The organism is Aequorivita sp. 609 (assembly GCF_014212065.1).
Classification (GTDB): Bacteria; Bacteroidota; Bacteroidia; order Flavobacteriales; family Flavobacteriaceae; genus Aequorivita; species Aequorivita sinensis.
Genome location: NZ_JACJVM010000034.1, coordinates 423,292 through 442,806 on the forward strand (window position 1 = coordinate 423,292; position 19,515 = coordinate 442,806).

The window sequence follows — 19,515 nt, forward strand, 5'->3', positions numbered from 1 at the left end:
TGGAGCTTTTTTTATTTCGGTTGTTTTTGAATTAGAATGTAGGCTTTAAGCAGGGTTCGGCTGTCTAGAATACTATTTACGTTAGTTGAATTATAAAGTTTTTTATTGCTAAAATTTTCATGCTTTAAAAATCAATATTGAAAGTGCCTCAATAATTTTTTAAAAAACAATAAATGGATTTTAATATAGCAACGACCTCTATAAGTTTATTCTATAGCCGTTGATAGTGTTTGAGCCTTTGTTATTTCAACATTAAAAACCTCTTTAAATTTCTGAATAAAAACTTCATACAGTTGGTTTTCGTCTACTTTCCCATTTAATTCAATATTCATTGAAGTTACGCCTTTGTCCGTAATTCCACAGGGAACAATGTTTTTGAAATACGATAAATCGGTATTAACATTCAAAGCGAGTCCGTGAATGCTCACCCATCGACTACATCGAACGCCGATTGCACAAATTTTACGCGCTCGATACGTTTCAGGTTCTATCCAAACTCCTGTGTATCCTTTAAGTCTTTCCCCTTTAATTCCGTATTCCTGAAGCGTTTGAATAACAGCCTCTTCTAGATTTCTAAGGTAGAGGTGAATACTGCTTCCAAATTTTTCTAAATCCAAAATCGGATAGGCTACAAGTTGTCCTGGCCCGTGATAGGTAATATCGCCCCCACGATTTGTGGCATAAAATTCAATTCCTTTTTTTGCGAGTTCTTCTTTTCTGAATAATAAATTCTCAGGATGCCCGCTTTTCCCTAAGGTATAAACGTGTGGATGCTGACAAATCAACAAAGTGTTTTCAACTTCATCCGACTCATTTGAGCTTGCTTTCTTCGATACCGCTGTTTTTAATAATTCTTCCTGAATATCCCACGCATCTTTATAAGCAATGGTGCCCAAACTTTTTAATTTAACTTGATTCATAGCCTTAATAATGATTAAACTACATTGAAGAATTTAGAAATTAAGCTTTTTTAGCCTGAGCAGCTCTCCAAGTGTTAATTCCGTATCCCGGAATCGTTTGTTTTTCACTGTGGTAAGAAGATCGGATCATCGGTCCGCTTTCCACATAATCAAATCCCATTTTATATCCTTCATCTCGTAGCTGAAGAAACTCTTCAGGTGTTACAAATCGTTGAACAGGTAAGTGTTTTTGTGACGGTCTTAAATATTGACCAATGGTAATAATATCACATCCCACTGATCTAAGATCGCGCATGGTTTCTAAAATTTCATCAAATTCTTCTCCCAATCCCAACATAATTCCGGATTTGGTGCGCATTCCATTTTCTTTTAGATATTTAAGTACAAAAAGGCTTCGATCGTATTTGGATTGCGGACGAACACTAGGAGATAACCGTCGAACGGTTTCTTGATTATGAGACACCACAGTAGGAGCTTCATCCACAATTCTTTGTATACTTTCCTCAACACCTTTAAAATCTGGAATCAGAGTTTCCAAAGTTAGGTTGGGGTTCATTCTTTTTACAACGCGAATGGTATTTGCCCAAGCTGTTGATCCGCAATCTTCTAATTCATCCCTATCAACCGAAGTAATTACAGCGTGTTTTATTTTCATTTTTAAAATGGCTTCTGCCACGCGTTTGGGTTCTCCAACATCTATTGCATCGGGACGACCAGTATTTACATTACAGAATTTGCAAGCTCGTGTGCAAGTGTTTCCAAGAATCATAAAACTCGCTGTACCCGCATTCCAGCATTCGCCGATATTCGGGCAACCTCCACTTTGGCAAATGGTGTGTAGTTTATTGTCGTTTACAATACCTCGAACTTTAGTGAAGTTTTCTCCAGAAGGAAATTTTACTTTTAACCAAACTGGCTTTCTTTTAAATTTCAAAGCTTGTTCTCCTTCTTCTCTAGAGGCCTCTAGTTGATCTTGAATGGAATTAGGTGATGTACTCATTTCAATATTTATTTTTCGGCTAATTTAAAATTTACAGATTGATTTCTCTCGAAAAACCTAACAGATTTTACTTAAGAGTTTTTCAACTGCATTCACATTAAAAAAAACTGTATCCGGGTAACAGAAGGTATTCTTTTAAAAATATCTAAGGCATTATAGAACACTGAGCTGTTGCTAATCAGAATTTTGTTTAAAACAAATATTTATATTGTGACTAGATGTTCTTTTATATTAAAACAGTTTTAGGGATTATTAGGTAGAGATAAAATATTAAAATAATTTTTTTATGTAAACCAATGTTCCAGCTATTAGAATAAAAAAATCCTCAGAACGTGCCTGAGGATTTTAATTATGTTAAAAATAGAATTACTAAAAATTCAATTTATTTTTTGATTACTCTTTTAGTTATCATTCCTTCAGCAGAATGAATTGCTAGGATGTATTTACCAGTTGAGAGATTACTTGCTGAAACTTTTGTAGATTTTCCGTTTAATTTTCCACTAGAAATCAAAGCGCCAGAGATATTATAAATTTGGTATGAATCTAACTCTAGTGTAGAAGAAACTGTAAATTCAGAATCAAAAACAGTAGGATATACGCTTACTGCAGTTGCATCAAGATTGTTGTTTTGAACACCTAAAACAAAGTTTAATACAGGGTAACCTTCATTAACGCTTGAATCGATAGCCCAAGGTGCTTCAGGAGAACCTGCGTTTAATAAATCTACTGTTTCAGCAGACTTCATTTCGGCTGTAGTAAGTGCAGTAACGTCTGGAGTAACTGGAGGCCCTTGTATTCCACCAACGCCCTCTGTCATTCCAGAAGACTCTGTGTCGAAATACAAATTTTCAACTACTATTTGACCAAATAATCCAATTGATCCACCTGCATAATCAGGCGCTGTTACTGTTCCAGTAGAATATGCATTTTTAATTATTAATCCATTGTCTCCACCACCAATAAGACCACCTGCGCGTTCTACGTTAGCAACCACATTAGATCTTGAATAACTGTTGTCTATTGTGCTAGTTCCTGAAAATCCAAAAGGATAAGAACCAACTAAACCACCTGATAGAAGATCTGCTGTTACCGTACCTTCAGAGTAGCATTCAATTACAGCAGAAGCATCAAAACCTGTCCCAGCAAGACCACCTACTTGAAGCGTACCTGTAACATTACCAATTGCGTGACTTTTAGTGATAGTAGAGTTCGTTAAAAATCCACCAACTAATCCACCAGTTGTATATTTTCCAGTTACATTTACGTTAATAGCACTACAATTTGTAATTGATCCATTGTCGTAAAGGTTGGCTACTAAAGACCCTGTATTATCATCGCCAATTACATTTGCAGTGTCAATATGAATATTTGAAAAAGAAGCACTTTGAGTATGTCCAAAAAGTCCTGCCATTTCCTCTTCTGGCATATTAACCCACAAATTGCTTATAATATGGTTGTTTCCTTCTACAGTTGCAGAAAAAGGAATTTCAAATTCAACACCAATTGGAGTCCATAAGTTCCCACCCAAATCGATGTCTGCACCAATTATAATAGTTTTACTATCAAAAGAGTTTCCGTCTGCAACCAATTGAGCTAAACCAGCTAACTCTTCTGCAGTAGCAAGTGTAAATTCATCTTGTGCAGAATCGTACCAACTTATATCAGCAAGATCGCTCCAAGATGTTGTAGGATAAGTTTGTGCTTTGGCAAAGGTTGTGAATGCCAAAAATAATACTAAAAAGATTTGTAGTTTTTTCATCATTTAAATTAAGGGATTTTCCGCAAATCTATTATAAAAATAACAACCTCAAATATTTTTAAATAGCTGTAATGATAAGCGATAACACGCGTTTTATTGCCTTTTTAATGAATAATAAATACTTTCAATAGGAAAAATGTAAATAAAATAATTAGTAGTATTAAAATTTAAGTGTATTGTGTAGAATGATGTAAATGAAAAATAAAGCCCTTTTCCTTAAATAATTTATTAAATCAATTGTTAAACACCTAGAATTAGTAAATATATCTAAATATTTGAGTTGAAAATATAAGCGTATTCTTCTACATTATCTCTATATTTGGCGTAATACCATAATTATTATCCCCAATGTCAGATTTTTGGCTTTATTTTAATCTAGGTCTAAACCATGTTTTAGATTGGCGAGCGTACGACCACGTTTTACTTTTAATAGTGCTTAGTGCGGCTTATACATTTTCATCTTGGAAAAGGCTGCTAATTTTGGTTACTCTATTTACCATAGGACACACGCTATCGTTAGTATTAGTAAATTATAAAGTGATAAGTGTTTCAAGTAGTGTTATTGAATTTTTAATACCGATAACTATTTTGGTGGCGGCTGTTTATAATTTGATTACTGCCAAAAAGCATAAGAAAAACGATAAAATGACTGTTTTTTATGTGCTGACATTATTTTTCGGATTAATACACGGATTGGGTTTTGCAACATTCTTTACTGCATTAGAAAGTGAAGGAAAACTACTTCCACTATTACAATTTGCCTTAGGTATTGAGGCGGCTCAAATAATAGTTGTAATAGTCTTGCTGATTTTTGCGTTTATTTTTCAAAGTATCTTCCGCTTCAATAAACGCGATTGGATTTTGGTTTTATCTTCAATTGTAATAGGAATGGTAATCCCGATGCTGGTTGATAATTGGATTTTTTAATAGAAGGGACGCAGCACTATAGAGAAAAGGGAAGTAAAACAGAAGTATAGCTTGACGTTTTCAAAATTTAACGGTGTTGATTCACATTTAACACAGCACTTTTCTTAATTGATAACCTTCTCGCTCTTCGGTTCTTTTTGCAACAACTTAACATTATTTTTTTTGGTTGTAGTGTAACTTCCTGCTAATTTCGCTATCTATTTAAATAAATGAAAGACAGTAAACAACGTAAATACGATATTGCCTATTTAAGGATGGCAAGAGAGTGGAGTAAGTTATCTTATTGTATGCGTAAACAAGTTGGTGCGCTTATTGTTAAGGATAAGATGATTATTAGCGATGGCTACAATGGTACTCCAACAGGTTTTGAAAATTGTTGTGAAGATGATGAAGGCTTAACAAAATGGTACGTATTACACGCCGAAGCTAATGCAATTTTAAAAGTAGCTTCAAGTACACAATCGTGTGAAGGCGCAACGCTATATATTACTATGTCGCCATGTAAGGAATGTAGTAAATTAGTTCACCAAGCAGGTATAACAAGAGTAGTATATTTAAATGAGTATAAAGATAATGCTGGCATAGCTTTTTTAGAGAAGGCGGGAATTAGCATTCAACATATTCCAGATTTGGAAACAGAATAATGACAGACAATAATCCCACAAATTTTAGCAAACACAAAAAATACTTACCACTGTGGGTTGGATTAGCACTTGCTATTGGCGTATTTATTGGTTCAAAATTCAATTTTGGAGACAAAACTGAAAAAATATTTGCAACTAGTTCAAAAAAGGATAAACTTAACAGACTTATAGACTACATCGACTACGAATATGTAGATAATGTAAACACAGACAGTATTGTTGATGTTACAGTTAATGGAATCCTTGAAAACCTTGACCCTCACTCGGTCTATATTCCGAAGAAAAGCTACGCACACAATGCCGATGATATGCGTGGAGCCTTTACAGGGATAGGTGTTAGTTTTTACATCTATAAAGACACTATAGCTGTTATAAGATCAATTACAGGAGGGCCAGCTGAAAAAGCGGGTATCAAAGGTGGTGATCGTATTCTGTATGCCGATGGGAAAAAACTCTTTGGTGAATTAATTAATCGCGACAGTATATCTAGTTATTTAAAAGGAGAAATAAATAGCAAAGTCGCTTTAGATGTTTATCGTCCAAGCGAAAAGAAAATCCTTGATATAACTGTACGAAGAAATAAAGTGCCGCTTATTAGTGTTGATGCTTCGTATAAAATAACAGATGATTTAGGTTATATAAAACTCAACCGTTTTTCTGAAACTACTTATAAAGAGTTTGAAGGGGCTTTAGAAAAATTAAAAGAAGACGGTGTATCTAAATTGGTTTTAGACCTTCGTGATAACCCTGGTGGGTATATTTCTACTGCAGAAAGAGTAGTAGACGAGTTCTTGGAAAATAACAAGCTTATTCTTATCACAAAAAATAAAAGTGGTGATATAAACAAAACCTACGCTTCCCGTCGCGGCGAGTTTCATCATGCAAAAATTTATGTTCTAATTAACGAAAATTCAGCTTCGGCAAGTGAAATTGTAGCTGGTGCACTCCAAGACAATGATAAAGGTGTTATTGTGGGGAGAAGATCGTTTGGAAAAGGCTTGGTGCAACGGGAAATGTCGTTAGGCGATGGAAGTGCTGTACGACTAACAATTGCACGCTATTACACTCCTACTGGCCGCTCTATACAACGTCCTTATGGCAATGGGAATGATAATTACTATAGCGATTATGAAAAACGCTACCGAAATGGTGAGTTGATTCATTTAGACAGTATTAAAGTTGCCGATTCTTTAAAGTATACGACTCCTAAAGGAAAGGTTGTTTATGGTGGAGGGGGAATAATACCAGATGTGTTTGTCCCTAAAGATACAAGTGTGGAAAATGAAACCCTACAATACGTTTCAAAAAGTGGGTTTATGAGCTATTTTATTTTTGAATATCTCGAAAAGAACAGAGCTCAATTTGAAGGAATGAACTTTGAAGATTTCAGAAATAATTATCAGGCTGATGATAGTTTATCTACTGAATTTATTGAATACGCTCGACTTAACGAAGCTCAGATAGATTTGTCTAATTATACCGAAGAGCTAAAAAGATTATTAAAAGCAAATATTGCGCAACAGTTATATGGTCCTAATCAATTTGAGATTATTCTCAATGAAGCAGATCCTATGCTACTTAAAGTATTGGAGTTAGAAGCAGCTGCTAATTCTTCAGAAAAAGAAGAGTAAGATTATTTTTTTACCTTAGAAGCTATCTTCTTAGATATCAATAATATACCAAGTAAGATAAAGGAGCACATTCCAGCTAATATGCCGAATACCGCAACTGAGCTATCTCCCACAAGGATGTTGTCGAACTCTAATTTTGTAGCATTAAAAATTATCAAGGCAAATGATAAAGCCATCAAGATGTAGATAAATACTTTCATAGTAATATTTTATTGAATTCAGTTTTTCAATAGTATCCGATTAAATCTTAATTGAATAACAATTGAATGTTTGAAGTAAAAAGTTTTACTGCAATTGCTAGCAAAATTACACCAAAAACCTTTTGAATCACAGCAATTCCGTTTTTTCCCAAAAAGCGTTGCAGTTTTCCTGAAGTTTTTAGCACGGTATAGATAATTACTATGTTTACTACTATAGCTACAATTATATTTTGAATTTCATATTCTGCACGTAATGAAAGAAGTGTAGTTAAACTTCCAGGTCCTGCTAATAATGGAAAAGCTAAAGGAAATATTGAAGCCATATCGGGGTTTGTATCTCCTTCTTTAAAAAGAGTTACCCCTAATATCATTTCTAAAGCAATAAAAAAGAGAATTAATGCACCTGCAACAGCAAATTCATTAACATTTACGCCAATAAGATTTAAAATACTCTCCCCAAGAAAAAGGAACAGAATCATTACAACCGCTGCAATTATTGATGCTTTTGCAGAATTAATATGACCTGCTTTATCACGTAAGCCAATAATAATTGGAATGCTTCCAATAATATCGATTACAGCAAAAAGAACCATAGTGGCCGTTAGTATCTCCTTAAAATTTAATAGCATAGCGAAATTTTTCAGGCGGCAAAAGTAAGTTTTATGTTTGGTCTAATAAAATAAATAAACAATAAAATAAAAAGTTTTTTTAAGGCTATAAAGTATTGACTGTTAATGGGTAATAATTAAATTGGGATAGAAGTAAAGTTAGTGAATGTATATCCGCTGAAACTCTCAAACTCTATTAGGCTTCCGTTGATATGTGTGTTAGTCAAAAAAAAAAATAAGCGTTTGAATCTTAAATATTGAGTCATCTGTTTGATTTTATCCCGGTAGGTGTAAAATTGTATCGAAGTAGTATATTTGCAAAATGTTTCAACTAGGCAAAACAATAGTATCCGAAGACATTATCAAGAAAGATTTTGTCTGTAACCTCAACGCATGCAAAGGTGCTTGCTGTATTGAAGGGGAGGCGGGAGCACCCCTAAATGAGGAAGAAGTACAAATTTTAAAAGATATTTACCCTAAGGTGAAACCATTCCTTCGCCCTGAAGGAATTGCATCCATAGAAAAGCAAGGCACCCACGTAGTATCCGATTTAGACGAACTAGAAACTCCTCTAGTAGATGGGAAGGAGTGTGTTTATGTAACTTTTACCGATAAAGGTATTGCAAGTTGCGGAATCGAAGACGCTTTTAATGCAGGCGAAATAGACTTTCGAAAACCTATTTCTTGTCATTTATACCCAATACGGGTTCAGGAGTACAGCGAGTTTTCTGCAGTAAATTACCACCGTTGGCCAATTTGTGATGACGCTTGTACCTTAGGGAAAGAACTTCAAGTACCCGTTTATAAGTTTACAAAAGATGCTCTTATCAGAAAATTTGGCGAAAATTGGTATACCGAACTAGAAAAAGTGGCTTCTGAGTTATAGGGGTTTCCCCCATTTTTCGTATATTCTAATTATATTTAGTTGGCTTTGTTTAACTTAGCTTCTGAAATCCTTTTTTCTGCAATTAAAATTTTAGAATTATGAAAAAATATATAGTAGCACTTTTTGTACTGGGTACACTTATAGCGTGTAAAGACAATCCTGTGAGCAAAAAAGTAAAAGAAACAAGAGAATCGGTTTCCAATACTACAAATGCTGTGAAGGAAATGACCAAAATGCAGGACGATATTAAAGAACTGCAAGAAATTACTCCACTTACCAACGAAGATTTTAAGAGTTGGCTTCCAGACCAAGTTGATGGTATGAAGCGTATAAGCTATAAAGCTGGTCAAACTGGGATGATGGGAATTTCATCTATTGAGGCTACATATGCTAATGAAGATAAGTCTAAAAAATTTAGCTTTAATATTATCGATGGAGCCGGTCAAATGGGTGCAGCTGCAACAGCAGGTATGAGAATGGTAATGACTCAAGATTTTGAAGAAGAAGATGAAAATGGCTTTAAAAGAACCACTACTAAAAGAGGAACTAAAGCTATTGAAGAATATAGAACTAGAGACAATAGAAGCAAAATTCAACTTATGGAAGGCAATCGTTTCTATATAGATGCTACAGGAACTAATATGGATCTCGATGAAACTTGGGATGCTATTGATGAATTAGATATAGACGACTTAGGTTAATACAACTTAAAACAACATTAAAAAGGGCTGAAAGCAGTAGTGTTTTTAGCCCTTTTTGTGTTTTGGAACATTTGTCATCAGGATTGTTACAATAGTGTTATTCCTCTCAAAATGATTACCATAAATTTGAATATATAATTATTGAATATTAGACAAAAGTGAGGAGATTGTTTAATGTTAAATATGTAAGGCCGTGATATCGCGGCCTTTTTTTTGTGGTATATTGATTGAAGTAAGATTTCTATAAAAAATTTCAGAACTCAATAGCTCTCAAGTCATTTCATTATATTTACCGCATGCGTAATTTTCTTCTCATTTTAATTTTATTTGTAACTACAGCGAGCTTTTCGCAGAGCGATGCTTTGGCAAAAAATTACTTTGAACAAGGCGAATTTGAAAAAGCACTTCGTATCTATGAAAAACTAAGCGAGCAAAACCCCTACCGAATGGATTTCTTTTTGGGAATGGTGGAAGCAAATCAACAACTCGAGAATTTCTCGAAAGTTGAATCCCTATTAAATGAAAAGCTAAACGGAAGTCGAAATTATCCTCAGCTTTATGTAGAATTAGGGTATAATTATTCACTTCAAAATAAAACAGAATTAGCTGTCGAAAACTACAATAAAGCCATTGAAACACTAGACTTAAATCCAAACTTCGCTTATAATGTGGGTGCGGCATTTCAAAAATACAGCCTATTAGATGAAGCTGTTGCAACCTATGAAAAGGGAATGAGCTTAAACGATAAAATGGATTTTCATACGCAGTTGGCGAGAATTTATGGGGAGCAAGGGCAACTCGAAAAAATGTTTGACAGCTATATTAAAATTATTGAGAGAAACTTAAGCTTTAAGTCATCAGCACAACGCTATTTTAGTCAGTATATAACTGAAGATTCAAACAACGATGCAAATCAAATTCTTAGAAGAATTCTTCTTCAGCGTTCACAACAAAACCCAGATGTACTTTACAACGAATTGTTGAGCTGGTTGTTCATTCAACAAAAAGAATACAAAAAAGCTTTTGTTCAGGAAAAAGCAATCTACAAACGTTTAGGCGCGGAATTACGTGGCATTACAGAGTTAGCCTATATAGCAATAGCAGATGAAGACTATGTTTCGGGTAGAGAAATAGTGAGTTATTTAATCGAAAACTCCTTTACACCTCAAAGTAGATTACAAGGCAATCAGATTTTAATGCAAATGGAAGTCAAAACTGCCACTCCAAAAGAATTTGCCGATATTGAGAAAAAGTTTGAAAGTTTATTAGAAGAGTTTGGAAGAGGACGAGAAACGTATTTATTGCAAATAGATTACAACCATTTTTTAGCTTTTCAGAATAACAAAAAAGAACAGGCTATCAAAAACCTAAAAGACTTAGCTAAGGAGCCGTTGTCTGCTTACCAAGAAGCAAGGGTGAAAATGGAACTTGCAGATATTTTGGTGTTCGACGAAAAGTTCAACGAAGCTTTGATTTACTATTCTCAAATTCAGAAAAAAGTTCAGAGCGATGTTCTTGCACAAGAAGCAAGATTTAAAGTGGCACGCACCAGTTATTTTAAAGGCGATTTTGATTGGGCTCAAGTGCAATTGGATGTTTTAAAAAAATCTACATCACAACTAATAGCTAATGACGCTATGGAGCTCAGTTTATTGATAAGCGATAATACTATTGAAGATTCTACTCAAACTGCCCTAAAAAAATATGCTCGTGCAGATCTATTGGCTTTTCAAGATAAAAACTCCGAAGCTATTTTAGTTTTAGACGATATTTTAACCAACCATAAAGGTGAGAAAATTGAAGATGAAGCTCTATTTAAGCAAGGTAAAATCTTTGAAAAGATAGGGGAGTACTCTAAAGCAGAAAGCAACTACTTGAAAATAATAGAATTTTATAGCGATGATATTTTAGCCGATGACGCTCATTATCACTTAGCAAAAATTTATGAAGAGAAATTAGATTTACCTGTAAAAGCAAAAGAACATTACGAAGCAATAATTTTTAATTATGCCGATAGCATTTATTTTATTGAAGCTAGAAAAAAATATAGAACTTTGCGCGGTGATGCGATAAACTAATATCAATCAAAATTCAATAATCAATATCTCAATGCTTTTGAAGAAGGTATAGGGATTTAAACACTTATAATATTTAAATATGTATATATATAACGTTACAATGAATGTAGAAGAAATTATCCACGACATTTGGTTACAGTGGATGTTGTCTGATTACATTCCAGCAATGCTAGCTACAGGTAAATTCAGTAAAGCACTTATGACTCGTGTTGTTGTTGAAGAAGAAATGGGAGGGAAAACCTATTCGGTTCAATACACTACAGATAGTAAAGAAACACTTAAGAAATATTTTGCTGAAAATGCCGAAGAACTTCGCGGTAAAAGCTTACCTTTTGAAGGGAAAGTTGTTTCATTCCGTACCGAACTTGAGGTAATAGGCGAAGCGCATAATGAGCTTTTCAGAAAAAATTAATTTTGTTGTGTTTGTGGGGAAAACCTTTTCAGTTTTTTACAGTTAAACATCCTTTTAAAGGTTATGAATGAAGAAAAAATCGAAGATCCAAAAAGAAGCTAATACAACCGGTGCAGTACGCGCCAAAAAACACCTAGGCCAACACTTTTTAAAAGACGAAACTATTGCCGAAAAAATCGGGGATACACTTACGCTTGAAGGTTACAAAAACATTTTGGAAATTGGCCCTGGAATGGGAGTTCTCACCAAATATTTAATAAACAAAGACGCTGAGGTTATAGCTATGGACCTCGACGCCGAATCTATTGTTTATTTAAAAGAAAATTACCCAAACAAAAATCTCAAAATTATTGAAGCAGATTTTTTAAAATACGATCTTTCAGAACTATTCAATGATGAACAATTTGGCATAACAGGTAACTTCCCGTATAACATTTCAACACAAATTGTATTTAAAATGTTGGAATGGAAAGAGCAAATTCCAGAGTTTACAGGAATGTTTCAAAAAGAAGTTGCACAACGTATCTGCGAGAAAGAAGGAAGTAAGGCTTACGGAATACTTTCGGTTTTAACGCAGGCATTTTATGATGCCGAATATCTTTTTACAGTGCCTCCTACAGTATTTAATCCACCTCCAAAAGTTGATAGTGGTGTACTGCGATTAAAACGGAAAGAAGATTATTCTATTCCGTGTGATGAAAAAATGCTTTATGAAGTAGTGAAAACTGCTTTCCAACAACGTAGAAAAACGCTTCGAAATAGTTTAAAATCTTTTAATATTTCTGATAAACTAAAAGAAGACACTATCTTTGGCCAGCGTCCAGAACAACTTTCTGTTTCACAATTTATAACTCTTACAAAAAAACTGGAGAATGATGCAATTTCAACTGACTAATGAATTTATTGAGCAGGTTGAACAGCTAATTGCCAATAACGATGGCGAGCAGCTAAAAGCATTATTAAATGAATTTCACTTTGCCGATATAGCAGAGCTTCTACACGAGTTAGACACCGAAGAAGCAACTTATATTGTAAAGCTATTAGATAGTGAAGTAACTAGTGAAATCTTAATCGAACTAGATGAAGATTTTAGAGAGCGAATATTAGATAATCTTTCGCCTTCAGAGATTGCAGATGAGCTTGAAGAAATGGACACCGATGATGCTGCCGATATTATCGCAGAACTCGATGACGATATTCAAAAGCAAGTAATTCGGCATATCGAAGACGAAGAGCACGCCGCTGATATTGTAGACCTTCTGCGTTACGATGAAGATACAGCAGGGGGGTTAATGGCAAAAGAGTTAGTAAGCGTTAAAGAAACTTGGACAGTAGCAGGATGTGTACGCGAAATGCGCCGTCAAGCCGAAAACGTTACTCGTGTTCATTCTATCTATGTTACTGATAAAGAAGGAAGACTAAAAGGTAGACTTTCTTTAAAAGATTTACTTACTGCACCAGGAAGAGCACATATTAGTGAAGTTTATATCCCAAAGGTGGATTACGTAAGAGTTAACACCGAAGCCGATGAAGTTGCTCGTATTATGCAGAAATACGATTTGGAAGCGATTCCTGTGGTTGATGAAGACGGAATTCTTGTAGGTAGAATTACCATTGATGATATTGTAGATTATATAAAAGAAGAGGCTGAGAAAGATTACCAATTAGCTGCGGGTATTAGTCACGACGTTGAAGCCGACGATGGAATAATCAAGCAGACTCGAGCTCGATTACCTTGGCTTTTAATTGGAATGTTTGGTGGTTTAGGTGCTGCAAGTATAATTTCAGGATTTCAAGAAATATTAGAGAGCTTTCCAAGAATTTTAATTTTTGTCCCGCTTATTCAAGCAACAGCTGGAAATGTAGGGGTACAATCTAGTGCGATAGTTGTTCAAGGTTTAGCAAATGATACTATAAAAGGCAATGTTTTCGCTAGGTTGCTTAGAGAATCTGGTTTGGCCTTAGTAAACGGTCTTGCCATTGCACTAATAGTACTTTTTATAAGCCATTTTATCTTTTCAACGAGCTATTTAGAGTCTATTAGTATAGGTATAGCCCTGGTTACCGTAATTCTTTTAGCTGCTTTAATCGGTACTTTCATTCCAATTATTTTAGATAAAAGAGGAATCGACCCTGCAGTAGCAACGGGACCGTTTATTACTACTAGCAACGATGTTTTTGGAATTCTTACTTATTTCCTAATTGCTAAATTAATACTAGGATTTTGAAATCGGATATCTTTATACAACGTTTCACAGTGCCGGCTTCGGCTATTGATGGGTTAAATCACGTTAATAATGTGATTTATCTACAGTGGTGTCTAGAAGCAGCGGAAGCTCATTGGATTTCTAAAACTTCAGAAGAACAACGTAAACAAAATGTTTGGGTGGTGCTTAATCACTTTATTTCGTACAAAGCTCCTTCATTCTTAGGGGAAGAGTTGGAGATACATACATGGATTGAATCCTACGAAGGTGTGAAAAGCGAAAGGCATTATAAAATAGTGAGACCTGAAGATGGTAAAGTTATTGTTGAAGCACAAACTTTGTGGTGTTTCTTAGATGCTGAAACTTTTAGACCTACTAAAATCACTGAAGAAATTTCTAAAATTTTCCTTTAAATAAGTAGTCCCACATACTACTTACAAAACCATAATTTTCAATACTTTTGCCTACTTATATAAGGAATTAAATAAACCTTGTAAGAATTAAAACCGAACTTACTTGAGCGTTTTTAAAAAACTATTTAAGCAAACATTTATTTATGGTTTAGCCACGGTTTTACCAAGGGTAATGGCTGTGATATTAGTGCCGTTATACACTTCGGTAATGCTACCCGAAGAATACGGGATTTACTCAACTTTAATGGCATACCTTATTTTGGGAAATGTACTGTTGAGCTACGGGATGGAAACTGCTTTTTTCAGGTTTGTAACCAAAGACTCTAGCAATCAAAAAATTGTACAGTCCACGACTTTAACATCACTCACAGTTTCTACTTTTATATTCCTGGGAATAACAATGCTTTTTAGAAATCAAATTGCTGTTATTGCTGATTTTAACCCTGAATACGTTACTTACGGCCTGTTAATTCTAGCTCTGGATGCTTTGGTAGTTTTACCATTTGTTTGGTTTAGAGTAAATGAAAGGCCTTTGCGCTATGCTGTAGTAAAAATCTTTAACGTTGTTATAAACTTAGCTTTCAATCTGTTTTTCTTGTTAATGCTGCCTAAACTAGCGGAAAACAGCACTTATTGGAATTCGCTATGGTTTCCAGAGAATAAAGTGGCTTATGTTTTTATTGCAAACTTAATTGCAAGTGGAGTAACCCTATTGGTATTACTGCCTCTGTATATTAAAATTGGTTTTGGCTTCAGTAAAACTATTTGGAACCAAATGATGAAATATGCAATTCCTGTTCTTATTGCTGGAATTGCTTTTAGTATTAATGAAGCCTTCGATAGAATCCTACTAAAGTATTTATTACCTGAAAATGTAGCTGAGGTTGAAGTTGGTCTCTATTCGGCTTGTTATAAGTTAGGAATGTTTATGACGCTCTTTGTAATGGCTTTCCGTTTGGGAATAGAACCGTTTTTCTTTAATCACTCGGGGCATGCAAATGCGAAAAATACCTATGCAATAATTACGAAATATTTTACCCTGTGTGGTTGCTTAATCTTACTTGGAGTAATAGTATATATAGATCTTTTCAAACAAATTCTAATTCCAAACAGCCAATATTGGGAGGCGATTAAGATTGTACCCATTATTTTATTGGCAAATCTGTTTCTTGGAATTTACCACAACCTTTCTGTTTGGTATAAGGTTACAGACCGCACCAAATACGGGGCTTATATTTCGGTTTTTGCAGCTGTAGTTACACTGGTGCTAAACTTTGTTTTAATCCCCTATATCGGGTATATAGGTTCGGCATTTGCAACCCTTGCTGCTTACGGAAGTATGATGGTGCTTTCGTACCTTTACGGACGTAAGTATTACAATGTTCCTTATGAAGTGAAAAAGATAGTTGGCTATTTGGTTTTAGCTGTAGGATTTTCAGCAATTTCCTTTTACCTCTTCGACCGAAATATTTGGATAGGATCTGCGTTATTATTACTGTTTATCGCTATTTTATTCTATTTTGAAAAAAATGAATTTTTAAAAATTTTAAAAAAGTAAAGTTAAAAATGAAAATATTATTTTCTATTATCTGTATGTTCGTGCTATTGGCATGTAATGATGGGAATAAAGAAAACCTAGGAGTAATTGAAAATGAAAATTCAGGTTTTTCAGTTGAGTTATTAGAAAATTATTTTCCTAAAAATGAAATCGAATTTAATTCTCCCGTAAAAACGGTGGTTATTAGTGATAAAGAGCGTTTTGAGCAGTTTTTTGGAGTAGCAAAAACTATGAATAACGTAATTTCACCAATTGATTTTGAAGAGAACAAAGTGGTTGCTTTAATAGCTAAACCTAGTTATGTTAAACAGGAAATTTTAATTACAGCAACAAAGCTCAAAAAGAACAAATTACTTGTTAAATATAAATTGAAACAAGGAGAAGCTCGATCATTTACTTCTACAGACTTAAAGATGTTTGCGATTCCTAAATCGGTTTACGCTGTAGATTTTGTTATTGATAGAGACGAATCTGAAAACAATTAAAAAGAAAAGCTTTGAGAGTAAAAATTATAAACAAATCGAACCATCCATTACCGTCTTATGAAACATTTGCTTCTGCCGGAATGGATTTACGTGCTTGTGTTGATGAGCCATTAACTTTAAAGCCATTAGAAAGAGCAATCGTTAAAACAGGGCTATTTATCGAATTACCTGTTGGTTTTGAAGCTCAAGTTCGCCCTAGAAGTGGCTTAGCAGCCAAAAAAGGAATTACAGTATTAAATTCACCTGGTACAATTGATGCCGATTACCGTGGTGAAATTGGAGTGATTTTAGTGAATCTTTCAAACGAAGATTTTACAATTGAAAACTCTGAACGTATTGCACAATTAATAATTGCAAAGCACGAACGCGCCGAGTGGGAAGAAGTAGAAATACTTTCAGATACTTCACGTGGAGCCGGAGGATTTGGAAGCACTGGCAGTAAGTAGCAATTTCTGAGTAACAGAAGTGTCGAAAACAAAAATGTAAAATTTAAATATAAGTTTAATTAAATATTTTTTTAATCGTTTGATTAATTAGAATATAAAATAAAAATCTCTGTGATTTCAGAGGAAGATATATGAAAATTATTGTACCAATGGCAGGTCGCGGAAGCCGCCTTCGCCCACACACTTTAACAGTTCCAAAACCATTAATTCCCGTAGCCGGAAAACCAATTGTACACCGTTTGGTTGAAGATATCGCCGGAGTTTTAAATGAAAAGATAGACGAAATCGCATTTATCCTTGGCGATCCTGCCTTCTTTGGAGATGATGTTATTGCCGAACTTGAAACACTTGCAAAAGGTTTAGGAGCAAAGCCAACTATTTACAGACAGCTAGATCCTAAAGGAACTGGTCATGCAATTATGTGTGCTAAAGACTCATTATCTGGCCCAGCGGTAATCGCTTATGCCGATACTTTAATTCGCGCAGATTTCGACCTAGATAAAGATGCAGATGCGGTAATTTGGACTAAAAGAGTAGAAAACCCAGAAGCATACGGAGTGGTTAACTTGAATGAGAAAAACGAAATTATCGAGTTGGTTGAAAAGCCAGAAGAATTCGTAAGCGACCAAGCTGTAATTGGAATCTATTACTTTAAAGACGTGGCTCAACTTAAAAATGAGTTGCAGTTTGTATTAGATAACAACATTATAAACGGAGGTGAATATCAAATTAACGACGGAATTAAAAGAATGATGTCGTCTGGAAAAATATTCAAAACCGGAACCGTAGATGAGTGGATGGACTGTGGTAATAAAGAAGTAACAGTTGAAACCAATCAGAGAATGTTAGGTTTTCTTGCAGATGCAAATCAGCAATTAATTTCAGAGAATATTACTACTGAAAATTCTAATATAATCGAGCCTTGCTTTATTGGGGATGGAGTAGTTTTAAAAAATAGTACTGTAGGTCCGTTTGTGTCTATTGGTAAAGGTACGGTAGTTGAGGATAGCACAGTGAAAAACACTATAATTCAGACAAATTCTAAGATTAAAAACGCTAATCTTGACAACGCGATGATTGGTAATTACGCTACATTTGATGGTAAATTTACCAATGTGAGTATTGGAGATTATTCTGAATTGAAATAGCATACAATTTTCCCCTCGAGCGCAGTCGAGGGGACATTAATACTTAAATTTACAATTGAGGTCTCGCCTGCGCTCGACCAAACATAAAATTTGAAACAAAGTTTTTTATATACTTTCATTTTTCTCTTCGGAATTATTGTTCCGCAGCATATTTATGCTCAAGAAATAAATCCATCTCCATCCAAAGACAATAACGATACTGTTGAAAACCCGATGGATGAATTGGGAAATGTGAGTGATGCATTTCAGGAAAATTTTTTCGAAGGTCTTAAACAGAAAGCGATAGAAAACTATGAGTTAGCACTTTCAGCATTAAATAAGGCTGAAAAAGCTGCTAATACTGAAGAAAATAAAGCGGTGGTGTATTTTGAGATGGGTAAAAACCACGTCTTTTTAAAAGAGTATGACCTTGCTGAAATAAACTTCAATAAAGTGCTAAAATCGCAAGGGGATAAGCTAGATGTTCTCGAACAGTTTTACGATTTGTACTATCAACAAAAAGAGTATGAAAAATCAATTCCTCTCGTAAAAAAGCTGGTGGAATTTGATGAGGATTATAAAGAAGATCTTGCGAATCTATACACGCTTACAAAGAAGTATGACGAAGCTTTAAAGCAGTTAGACGATTTAGATGAAACTTGGGGTGAATCGGATATTCGCAATGCCTTAAGAGCGCAGATTTACCGCGCTACCGGAAATACCGAAGGTGCAATTGAAAATCTTGAAGGAAAGATTGATAAAAATCCTAAAAGTGAAAGAGAATACTTAAACCTTATTTACCTCTATAGCGAGCAAGGAAATACTGAAAAAGCCTTCGAAACAGCTAAAAATCTATTGAAAAATAATCCCAAATCTGAGATAGTTCACTTAGCGCTTTATAAGTTTTACTTAGATGATGAAAATGCTACTGAGGCAATAAACTCAATGAAAACTGTGTTTGCTTCTGAAGACATTGATAAAGAAACTAAGTATAAAGTTCTCGCAGATTTTATTCAGTTTGTGAATTCCAATCCAGATTACGAAGCAGAATTGACAAGAGTGGTAGAACAGTTTTCTGTTGAAAATGGACGTGTTTATGAAAAGATAGGAGACTATTACGCTGCAAAAAACAGAAAAGAAGATGCCTTAAAAGCCTATGAAAAAGGGATTGTAATCAATCCAGACAATTTCAATCTTTTAAAAAATACCATCTTGCTGCAAATCGATTTTCAAAAATATGAAGCTGCGGCCAAACTGAGCTCGGAAGGCTTGGAGATTTTTCCAGCGCAACCGCTTTTGTATTTGCTTAATGGAGTTGCAAACAATGGCTTATACCTGAGCGATAACGCCATTGAAAGTTTAGAGATGGGATTGGACTTTTTAATGGAAGATCCCAAAATGGAGCATGATTTTTACAATCAACTTAGTTTAGCTTATTCGCAAAAAGGCGATGCAAAAAAAGCAAAAACCTATTCAGATAAAGCTGCGAATCTTAAAATGCCTAATTAGTTTT

19 protein-coding genes are annotated in these 19,515 nt (G+C 34.5%); 15 read left to right on the top strand and 4 right to left on the bottom strand.

Annotated features, from left to right (window positions below):
• Positions 1 to 206: 206 nt before the first annotated feature.
• The 3 genes from lipB to H4O20_RS11370 all read right to left on the bottom strand — a co-directional run bounded on the left by lipB (position 207) and on the right by H4O20_RS11370 (position 3,682).
• Positions 207 to 920, bottom strand: coding sequence for a lipoyl(octanoyl) transferase LipB (lipB, locus tag H4O20_RS11360; RefSeq protein ID WP_185099307.1), 714 nt, complete (start codon positions 918 to 920; stop codon positions 207 to 209).
• A gap of 40 nt (positions 921 to 960) precedes the next feature.
• Entirely contained in the window at positions 961 to 1,920 is a 960-nt protein-coding gene (lipA, locus tag H4O20_RS11365) for a lipoyl synthase (protein WP_185099308.1), read from the bottom strand.
• Between the two features lie 382 nt (positions 1,921 to 2,302).
• A complete protein-coding gene (locus H4O20_RS11370) occupies positions 2,303 to 3,682 on the bottom strand; it encodes a T9SS type A sorting domain-containing protein (RefSeq protein WP_185099309.1) in 1,380 nt (459 codons plus the stop codon).
• Between the two features lie 345 nt (positions 3,683 to 4,027).
• On the opposite strand from H4O20_RS11370, the gene H4O20_RS11375 reads away from it, so the two are divergent.
• The 3 genes from H4O20_RS11375 (at position 4,028) to H4O20_RS11385 (ending at position 6,881) form a co-directional block, all read left to right on the top strand.
• Entirely contained in the window at positions 4,028 to 4,606 is a 579-nt protein-coding gene (locus tag H4O20_RS11375) for a HupE/UreJ family protein (RefSeq protein WP_185099310.1), read from the top strand.
• 209 nt (positions 4,607 to 4,815) lie between these two features.
• Positions 4,816 to 5,250, top strand: a complete 435-nt coding sequence (locus H4O20_RS11380; protein WP_185099311.1) for a dCMP deaminase family protein — start codon at positions 4,816 to 4,818, stop codon at positions 5,248 to 5,250.
• On the top strand, positions 5,250 to 6,881 hold the full coding sequence (locus tag H4O20_RS11385; protein ID WP_185099312.1) for a S41 family peptidase: 1,632 nt from the start codon (positions 5,250 to 5,252) through the stop codon (positions 6,879 to 6,881). Before H4O20_RS11380 ends, H4O20_RS11385 begins: the two co-directional genes overlap by 1 nt.
• A gap of 247 nt (positions 6,882 to 7,128) precedes the next feature.
• On the opposite strand, the gene H4O20_RS11390 is transcribed toward H4O20_RS11385, so the two are convergent.
• Entirely contained in the window at positions 7,129 to 7,710 is a 582-nt protein-coding gene (locus tag H4O20_RS11390) for a MarC family protein (RefSeq protein WP_139854259.1), read from the bottom strand.
• A 301-nt stretch (positions 7,711 to 8,011) separates the two neighbouring features.
• On the opposite strand from H4O20_RS11390, the gene H4O20_RS11395 reads away from it, so the two are divergent.
• The 12 genes from H4O20_RS11395 to H4O20_RS11450 all read left to right on the top strand — a co-directional run bounded on the left by H4O20_RS11395 (position 8,012) and on the right by H4O20_RS11450 (position 19,511).
• The gene (locus H4O20_RS11395; RefSeq protein WP_139854260.1) at positions 8,012 to 8,575 is read left to right on the top strand and encodes a DUF3109 family protein; all 564 of its coding nucleotides are present in this window, start codon (positions 8,012 to 8,014) and stop codon (positions 8,573 to 8,575) included.
• A gap of 98 nt (positions 8,576 to 8,673) precedes the next feature.
• A complete protein-coding gene (locus H4O20_RS11400) occupies positions 8,674 to 9,276 on the top strand; it encodes a hypothetical protein (protein WP_185099313.1) in 603 nt (200 codons plus the stop codon).
• Between the two features lie 296 nt (positions 9,277 to 9,572).
• Entirely contained in the window at positions 9,573 to 11,354 is a 1,782-nt protein-coding gene (locus tag H4O20_RS11405; RefSeq protein ID WP_185099314.1) for a tetratricopeptide repeat protein, read from the top strand.
• 79 nt (positions 11,355 to 11,433) lie between these two features.
• The gene (locus H4O20_RS11410; RefSeq protein ID WP_185099315.1) at positions 11,434 to 11,766 is read left to right on the top strand and encodes a DUF4286 family protein; all 333 of its coding nucleotides are present in this window, start codon (positions 11,434 to 11,436) and stop codon (positions 11,764 to 11,766) included.
• A 67-nt stretch (positions 11,767 to 11,833) separates the two neighbouring features.
• Positions 11,834 to 12,661, top strand: coding sequence for a 16S rRNA (adenine(1518)-N(6)/adenine(1519)-N(6))-dimethyltransferase RsmA (gene rsmA / locus H4O20_RS11415; RefSeq protein ID WP_185099316.1), 828 nt, complete (start codon positions 11,834 to 11,836; stop codon positions 12,659 to 12,661).
• A complete protein-coding gene (gene mgtE, locus H4O20_RS11420; RefSeq protein WP_185099317.1) occupies positions 12,639 to 13,994 on the top strand; it encodes a magnesium transporter in 1,356 nt (451 codons plus the stop codon). The genes rsmA and mgtE overlap by 23 nt, the downstream gene beginning before the upstream one ends.
• Positions 13,991 to 14,386 carry a thioesterase family protein gene (locus H4O20_RS11425; protein WP_139854266.1) on the top strand — a complete coding sequence of 132 codons (396 nt, stop codon included), beginning with the start codon at positions 13,991 to 13,993 and terminating at the stop codon, positions 14,384 to 14,386. The genes mgtE and H4O20_RS11425 overlap by 4 nt, the downstream gene beginning before the upstream one ends.
• 103 nt (positions 14,387 to 14,489) lie before the next feature.
• Positions 14,490 to 15,944: a lipopolysaccharide biosynthesis protein gene (locus H4O20_RS11430; RefSeq protein WP_139854267.1), complete on the top strand. Its 1,455-nt coding sequence runs from the start codon at positions 14,490 to 14,492 to the stop codon at positions 15,942 to 15,944.
• Positions 15,945 to 15,952: 8 nt separating this feature from the next.
• Positions 15,953 to 16,429, top strand: coding sequence for a hypothetical protein (locus H4O20_RS11435; protein ID WP_185099318.1), 477 nt, complete (start codon positions 15,953 to 15,955; stop codon positions 16,427 to 16,429).
• Between the two features lie 11 nt (positions 16,430 to 16,440).
• Positions 16,441 to 16,875, top strand: coding sequence for a dUTP diphosphatase (dut, locus tag H4O20_RS11440; protein ID WP_139854269.1), 435 nt, complete (start codon positions 16,441 to 16,443; stop codon positions 16,873 to 16,875).
• Positions 16,876 to 17,006: 131 nt separating this feature from the next.
• Entirely contained in the window at positions 17,007 to 18,023 is a 1,017-nt protein-coding gene (locus tag H4O20_RS11445; protein ID WP_185099319.1) for a sugar phosphate nucleotidyltransferase, read from the top strand.
• Between the two features lie 90 nt (positions 18,024 to 18,113).
• Positions 18,114 to 19,511 (top strand): tetratricopeptide repeat protein, encoded by a 1,398-nt coding sequence (locus H4O20_RS11450; protein ID WP_185099320.1) that lies wholly within the window; start codon positions 18,114 to 18,116, stop codon positions 19,509 to 19,511.
• The last annotated feature ends 4 nt before the right edge of the window (positions 19,512 to 19,515 follow it).